The following is an 8,238-nucleotide window of genomic DNA, read 5'->3' as shown; positions in this document are numbered from 1 at the left end:
TCCGACCTGTTCACGCGCTCATCCCGGGGGCCAGCTTGAGCAGTTCGTCCACACTCATCTCGTCGATCGCGCTCTCGTCCGCCCGCGGCACCGTCTCCGGCGCCTCCTCCGTACGGCCGGCCAGCTCGCGCAGGACGTCCACCAGCCGGGCCTGCCGGAGCCGCTCCAGCGGGATGGACGCCAGCAGGCGGCGCAGCTCGGCCTCCTCGCCGTCGCCGCCGGGCGCCGCCGGCCGGTCCCCCGGCTGATCCGCCGGCGCCAGCTCGGTGACGAGGTATCCGGCCAGGACCTCCGGGTTCGGGTGATCGAAGATGAGGGTGGACGGCAGCCGCAGGCCGGTGGCCGCGCTGAGCCGGTTGCGGAACTCCACCGCGCTGAGCGAGTCGAAGCCGAGGTCGAGGAACCCGCGGCCGGGGTCGATCGTCGCGCCGGACGCACGTCCCAGCACGGTGGCGGCGTGGGCGCGCACGAGGGTGAGGAGCGTCCGGCGGCGCTCGCCGTCCGGGAGCCCGGCCAGCCGGTGGGTGAGCGAGGCGCCGCCCAGACCGTCTCCCGGTCCGCCTGCCGTGCCCGCCTCCGGCCGGGCGGCCGTACGTACCAGGCCCCGCCAGAGCGGTGAGAGCGTGCCGCTCGCCGCCTGCCCGCGCAGGCCGGCCGTCGACACCCTCGCGGCGAGTGCCAGCGCGTGGTCCAGGCCGGTGGCGACGTCGAACAGCCCCGCCGCCTGCTCTCCGGTCATGGGCAGCAGGCCGAGGCGGGCGAGCCGGCCGTGGTCGGCCCGGGCCGTCATCTCACTCTGCTCGGCCCACAGGCCCCACGCGATCGAGGTGGCCGGCAGTCCCCGGGAGCGCCGGTGCTGCGCCAGCGCGTCCAGGAAGGTGTTCGCCGCGGCGTAGTGGGCCTGCCCGGCGCTTCCGGTCAGCCCGGCGGCCGAGGAGAACAGCACGAACTCCGCCAGGTCCAGGCCCGCGGTGAGCTCGTGCAGGACCAGCGCGCCGTCCGCCTTCGGCCGCAGGACCGCGTCGATCTGCGCGGGGGTCAGCGTGTCCAGCACCGCGTCGTCGAGCACACCGGCCGCGTGCACCACGGCGGTGAGGGGGTGCTCCGCCGGGATCCTTGCCAGCACCGCCGCGATGGCCTCCCTGTCGGCGGCGTCGCACGCCTCGACGGCGACCACCGCGCCGAGCCCGGCGAGTTCGGCGGCCAGCTCCGCCGCGCCCGGGGCCGATGTCCCGCGCCTGCTCACCAGCACGAGGCGGCGGACGCCGCCGGCGGTCACGAGGTGCCGGGCGATCACCCGGCCGGCCATCCCGGTGGCGCCGGTCATCAGCACGGTGCCGCGCGGGTCCCGGCGGCGCGGCATGCGCAGCACGATCTTCCCGACGTGCCGTGCCTGGCTCATGAACCGGAACGCCTCGGGCGCGCGCCGCACGTCCAGCGTCCGGACGGGCGGCGGCGTCAGTGTCCCCTTCTCGAACAGGTCCACCAGCTCGGTCAGCAGGCGCCGGACCAGGCCGGGATCGGCCCGGCTCAGGTCGATCGCCTGGTACCGCACGCCCGGGTGGGCGGCTTCGACCTCGGCGGCATCCCGGATGTCGGTCTTGCCCAGTTCGACGAACCGGCCGCCGGAGCCCAGCAGCCGGAGCGAGGCGTCCACGAGCTCACCGGTCAGGGAGTTCAGCACAACGTCCACCCCGGCGCCGCCGGTGGCGGCCAGGAACCGCTCCTCGAACTCCGGCGAGCGGGACGAGGCGAGCCGTTCGTCCGCGATACCCGCGGCGTTCAGGGCGGGCCACTTGCCCGGATGAGCCGTGGCGAGGACGCGCGCGCCGAGCGCGGCGGCCACCTGCACCGCCGCCGTCCCCACGCCGCCCGCGGCGGCGTGCACCAACACCGTCTCCCCCGCCGACAGTCCCGCTACGTCGCGCAGGCCGTGCAGGGCGGTCAGGAAGGCCGCCGGCACCGAGGCTCCGCGCTCGAACGTCCAGCCGTCCGGCATCCGTACGACGTGACGGTGGTCGACGACGACGGAGGAGCCGAAGGCGTCTGGGAGGATCCCCATCACCCGGTCTCCCGGCGCCAGCCCGGTCACCGCCGGGCCGGTCTCGACGACGACGCCGGCGCCTTCGGTGCCGATGCCCTCCTGGCCCGGCACCATCCGCAGGGAGACGACCACGTCGCGGAAGTTGAGCCCGGCCGCGCGCACCTCGATCCGCACCTCGCCGGGTGCCAGGTCCCGCGCCGCCTCCGGGGACGGCACGAGCGCCAGGTCGTCGAACGTGCCGCGCTCCCCCGCCACTGACAGGCGCCACGGCGCGCCGTCGCCGGGAGGCGTCAGCGTCTCGTCCGCGGCCACGCGGGCCAGCCTGGGGACCAGGACCGTGTCCCCGCGTACGGCGAACTCCGGCTCGCCGGACGCCACCGCGGCGCGCAGCGCCCGGCCGGTCGCGCCGGCGACGTCGCCGAGCAGGAAGCGCCCGGGGTGCTCCTCCCGCGCGCCGCGGACGAACCCCCAGACGGCGGCCGCCGCGGGCGTGGGACCGGCGTCGCCGATCTCCACCGCGTTCTCGGTGCGCACCGCGTTCTCGGTAAGCACGAGGAGCGCGCACCCGCGGAGGCGCGGCTCGCCGAGCCACGACCGCAGGGTGGAGAGCAGGTCCCGGAGCGATTCCCCGACGCCGGAGGCGTCGCCCGGGACCGCCGGCGTGACGGGCAGCAGCACGACGTCCGGGACCGGCGCGCCGGAGCCGAGCGTGTCGATGAGCTCCCGGAGACCGGCGTGGCGGGCGACGCCGAGATCCTCGGCCAGTCCGGGCCCGCCCGGACCGAGAACGGCCCAGCCGGACGTGCCGGGCCGATCCTGAGCATGGTCCGGAGCAGGGCCGGCGGCGGAGTCGAGGGGCGTCCAGCCCAGGGTGTAGAGCGAGTCGGCCAGGCCGGAGGCGAGCAGCCGCGACTTCGGCACCGGCCGCAGGACCATGGACTCCGCCGACAGGACCGGGCTCCCCGCGCCGTCGGCGACCACGACCCGGACGGCGTCGCGCCCCGCGGGCGACAGCCGGGCCCGCACGTCGGTCGCGCCGGACGCCGCGAGCGAGACTCCCCGCCACGAGAACGGCAACCAGGTGTCGTCCCCGGGAAGGAATTCGCCGAGGAACAGCCCGTGCATCGCCGTGTCGAGCAGTGCGGGGTGCAGCCCGAAGCCGTCCGCGCCACGGGCGGCGTCCTCCGGCAGGGCCGCCTCGACGAAGACCTCGTCCCCCCGCCGCCACGCCGCGCGCAGCCCGCGGAACGCCGGGCCGTACCCGTAGCCCCGCTCGGCCAGCAGGTCGTACAACCCGTCGACGGCCACCGGCGCCGCGTCGCGCGGCGGCCAGGTCCGCAGTTCCTCGTACGCCGCCGCCACCGGGCCGAGCACCCCGGTGGCGTGCCGGGTCCACCCGCCGTCCCCGCCCGCGGAGTGCACCGACACGCCGCGGCGTCCCGAGTCGGCCGGGCCGACGCGGACCTGCAGGCGCACGTCTCCGTCGGCCGGCAGGACCAGCGGGGCCTCCAGCGTCAGCTCCTCCACCTGCCCGCAGCCGACCTCGTCGCCCGCGCGCACCGCGAGCTCCACGAATCCGGTGCCCGGGAACAGCACCGAACCGGACACCACGTGGTCGGCCAGCCACGGCTGCGACCGGGCCGACAGACGGCCCGACAACAGCACCCCGCCGTCGTCGGCGATCTCGGTGGCCGCGCCGATCAGCGGGTGTTCCGTGGGGGTCAGGCCGAGGGCGCCGGCTCCGGCGGACCGCGCCCCGCCCGTCTCGGCCCAGTAGCGCTCCCGCTGGAACGCGTACGTGGGGAGCCCGAGCCGCCGCACCGGGCGCGGCAGGCGATCCTCGTCCCAGGTGACGGGCGCGCCGTTCACCCAGGCCCGCGCCAGCGCGGTCCGCAGGGCGGCGGGCCCGTCCTCGTCGCGGCGCAGCGTCGGAATCGCGACGGGCCGCGCCCCCGCGCCCTCCACCGCCTCCGCGCACTCCTCGATCGCCATGGTCAACACGGGATGCGGGCCGCACTCGACGAAGAAGTCCCGGCCCCCGCTCATCAGCCGCGCGCAGACGTCGGCGAACCGCACCCGCCCGCGCAGGTTCTCGTACCAGTAGGCGGCGTCGAGCCCGGAGGTGTCGTGCAGGTCTCCGGTCACCGTCGAGTAGAAGCTCACGGCGGACGCGCGGGGCTCGACGTCGGCGAGCTCGGCCAGCAGCGTCTCCCGCACCTGTTCCATCTGCGGGGAGTGGGAGGCGTAGTCCACCTGGATCCGGCGGACGCGGACCCCGTCGGCCGCGCACCGGTCCACGAACTCCCCCAGCGCCCCGGCCTCACCGGCCACCACGGTCGACAGCGGGCTGTTCACCGCGGCCACCGACAGGGCCTCACCCCAGGGGGACAGCAGCCGCTCCACCACGTCCACGGGCGCCGCGACCGAGGCCATCGCCCCCGATCCGGACAGGTCCCGCAGCGCGCGGCTGCGCAGCGCGACCACCTTCGCCGCGTCCCGGAGCGACAGCGCCCCGGCCACGCACGCCGCGGCGATCTCGCCCTGCGAGTGGCCCACCACCGCGGCGGGCACCACGCCGTGGGCGCGCCACACCTCGGCCAGCGACACCATCACCGCCCACAGGACGGGCTGGACGACGTCGACCCGGTCCAGGCCCGGCGCGTCCGGCGAGCCCGACAGGACGTCCAGGACCGAGTAACCGGTCCACGGGGCCAGCGCCTCGTCGCACGCCCGTACGGCGGCGGCGAACTCCGGGGACGAGCGCAGCAGGCCGGCCCCCATCCCCGGCCACTGGCCGCCCTGGCCGGGGAACACGAACACCGCACCGGACCGCCGTGCGACGCCGGACACGAGGCCGAAGTCGGGGGCGTCTTCGGCGAGCGCGGACAGTGCGCGCGTCAGTTCGCCGTGGTCGGCGGCCACCACGGCGGCCCGGTGGTCCATAGGGGAGCGCGCCGCCCTCAGCTCCAGGGCGACGTCCGCGAGCGGCACGTCCGGCCGGGACTCCAGCCACGACCGCAGCCGCGCGGCCTGCCCGCGCAGGGCGGCCGGGCCGCGGGCCGACAGGGTCACCGTGACCGGCCCGGGCGGCGGGCCGGGCGGGTCCGCGACGGCGGCGGTCCCCGGCTCTGAGTCGGGATCGAGGTTGGAGTCGAGGTCTGGCGCCTGCTCCAGCACCACGTGCGCGTTGGTCCCGCTGACGCCGAAGGACGACACACCGGCCCGGCGCGGCCGTCCGGTCTCCGGCCAGGGGACCCGCTCGGTCAGCAGCGAAACTCCGCCTTCCGACCAGTCCACGTGCGAGTTGGGCGCGGACACGTGCAGGGTCCGGGGAGCCACCCCGTGCCGCATGGCCTCGACCATCTTGATGACCGCGCCGACGCCGGCGGCGGCCTGGGTGTGGCCGAGGTTCGACTTCAGCGAGCCCAGCAGCAGCGGCCGGTCGCGGTCCCGCCCGTACGTCGCCATCAGCGCCTGGGCCTCGATCGGGTCGCCCAGCCGGGTGCCGGTGCCGTGCGCGTCGACCACGTCGACCTCGGACGGGTGGAGCCCGGCGTCGGCGAGCGCGCCGCGGATCACCCGCTGCTGGGAGGGGCCGTTCGGCGCCGCGAGCCCGTTGGACGCGCCGTCCTGGTTGACCGCCGACCCCCTGATCACGGCCAGCACCTCGTGGCCGTTCCGCCGGGCGTCCGAGAGCCGCTCCAGCAGGAGCACTCCGACGCCCTCGGAGATGCCGAACCCGTCGGCGTCGTCGGAGAACGGCTTGCACCGGCCGTCCGGAGCGAGCGTGTTCAGCCGCGCGAACTCCTTGAAGATGTTGAGGCTCGCGTTGACGGCCACCCCGGCGGCCAGCGCCAGGCCGCACTCGCCGCGCCGCACCGCCTGTACGGCGAGGTGCAGCGCGACCAACGACGACGAGCACGCCGTGTCCACGGTGACCGACGGCCCCTCGAAACCGTAGAGATAGGAGACCCGGCCGGACAGGACGCTGGCGGTGTTCCCGGTGAGGACGTATCCCTCCAGGTCGGGGTGCCGCTCCAGGCGCGCGCTGTAGTCGACGGTCATCGCGCCGACGAACACGCCGGTCGCGCTGCCGCGCAGGGAGGCCGGCACGATGCCGGCCCGCTCGAACGCCTCCCAGGAGGTCTCCAGCAGCAGCCGCTGCTGCGGGTCCATCGCGAGGGCCTCACGCGGGCTGATCCCGAAGAAGTCGGCGTCGAACAGGTCGGCGTCGTGCAGGAAGCCGGCCTCGCGCTGGTAGTGCGTCCCGGCCCGGCGCGTCTGGTCGTCGTAGGAGCCGTCGAGGTCCCATCCCCGGTTGTCCGGGAACCGCCCCATGGCGTCGGCTCCGTCACTGACGAGGGTCCAGAGGTCCTCGGGCCCGCGGATCCCGCCGGGGTAACGGCACCCGGCTCCGACGATCACGACGGGGTCGTCGTCCGCGGCGGCCACGGGCGCCACGGCGCCGGAGGGCTCCGCGCCCGCCAGCGTGACGCGCAGGAACTCGGCGAGCTCGCCGGGCGTCGGGTAGTCGAACACCATGGTCGCGGGCAGCCGCGTGCCCGTCGCCTCCATGAGCCGGCCGCGGATCTCCAGGGCGGTCACCGAGTCGAATCCGAGGTCCCGGAACTGGCGGTCGGGCGGGATCGGGCCGGGCGTGCCGAGCAGCGCCGCGAGCTCCCGGCCCACCAGGTCGAGCAGCAGCGCACGCTGTCCGGTCTCGGTCAGCTCCGCCAGGCGCGCGCCCAGGGACGGCCGGTCGTCCTCCTCCTCCACGGCGGCCGCGGTCTCCGGCAGGGCGACCTCGCGGGGCTCGTGCCCGGCGTACACGGCGTCCCACTCCAGCGGCACGCCGTCGACGTGCAGCTCGCCCAGCGCGCGCATGACCCTGCCGAGGTCGGCCTGGTCGCGGCGGAGCGACGCGCGGACCGGCACGGCGGCGCCGGTGGCCTCGACGGTCTGGCGCACCGCCCCGGTCAGCACCGGGTGCACGCTGACCTCCAGCAGCACGCCGTACCCGTCGTCCAGCGCCGCCCGCGTGGCCTCCTCGAACCGGACGGGCTCGCGGATGTTCCGGCACCAGTAGCCCGCGTCCAGTGGCACGTCGTCGGGCAGCACGCCGCCCAGCAGCGACGAGTAGAAGCGGATGCGGGCGCGCCGCGGCCGGATCGGGAGCAGCCTGCCGTGGAGGTCCGGGGTGATCGCGTCGATGTGCGGCGAGTGCACCGCGAGGTTCGTGCCGGTGGCCCTGACGCGGAAGCCGTCCGCGGTGAGCTCCTCGACCAACTGCCGCGCCGCGTCCAGGTCACCGGAGACCAGCACCGACTGCGGGCCGTTCAGAACACCGATCTCCAGCCGACCGCCGTACGCGCCGACGCGGGCGGAGATGTCGTCCGCCGACGCCAGCACCGAGACCATCTCCCCGTGGCCGGTCATGGGGAGCATCGCCTGGCTCCAGAGGGCGACCACCCGCGCCCCGTCCTCCAGGGTCAGCGCCCCGGCGACCACCGCGGCGGCGATCTCCCCCAGGCTGTGGCCGAGCACGGCCGACGGCTCGACGCCGTACGACCGCCACAGGTCGGCGAGCGAGACCATCGTCGCGAACAACGCGGGCTGGATCACGTCCGTGCGGTCCAGCCGGGGCGCGCCGGGCGCGCCGCGCAGCACGTCGAGAAGCGCCCAGTCGACGTACGGCTCCAGCGCGCGGGCGCACTCCTCCATGCGGGCCAGGAAGACCGGCGAGGACGCGAGCAGGTCGACCGCCATGCCCTGCCACTGCGAGCCGTTGCCGGGGAACACGAACACGACCCCGCCGGGGTGGGCGCGCCCTTCGGCCAGCCCCGGGGCGCCGCCTCCCTCGGCGAGCGCCCGCAGCGCCTCCAGGAAGGCCGCGGGGTCGTCGCCGGCGATGGCCGCCCGGTGGGCGCCCCCGGCGCCGGCGCGGGCCAGCGACCACCCGACGTCGGCCGGGCGCCATTCCTGGTCACCGGGTCGGTCACCGGGTTGGTGGCCGCCGCCGCCGAGGTGTCCGAGGAGGAGCCGGGCCTGGGCGCGCAGAGCGCCCGCGTAGGGGGCGGACAGCCCCCACAGCGTCGGCTGCCCGTTCGTCGGGTGTCCGCTCGGGGTCGGGTGCCCGTTCGGGGACGGGTGAGAGTCGGACGGCATGGTGTCTCATCGCTCCTTCGGGCACTGCT

1 protein-coding gene is annotated in these 8,238 nt (G+C 76.2%); it reads right to left on the bottom strand.

What is annotated here, in order from left to right; genetic code table 11:
- Positions 1–10 precede the first annotated feature (10 nt).
- On the bottom strand, positions 11–8,209 hold the full coding sequence (locus HHX40_RS22360; protein WP_182882182.1) for a type I polyketide synthase: 8,199 nt from the start codon (positions 8,207–8,209) through the stop codon (positions 11–13).
- Positions 8,210–8,238: the final 29 nt, after the last annotated feature.

This window comes from Microbispora sp. H10949 (genome assembly GCF_014161435.1).
In the GTDB taxonomy this organism is placed as follows: domain Bacteria; phylum Actinomycetota; class Actinomycetes; order Streptosporangiales; family Streptosporangiaceae; genus Microbispora; species Microbispora triticiradicis.
This window is presented reverse-complemented; position numbering and strand designations above follow the sequence as displayed.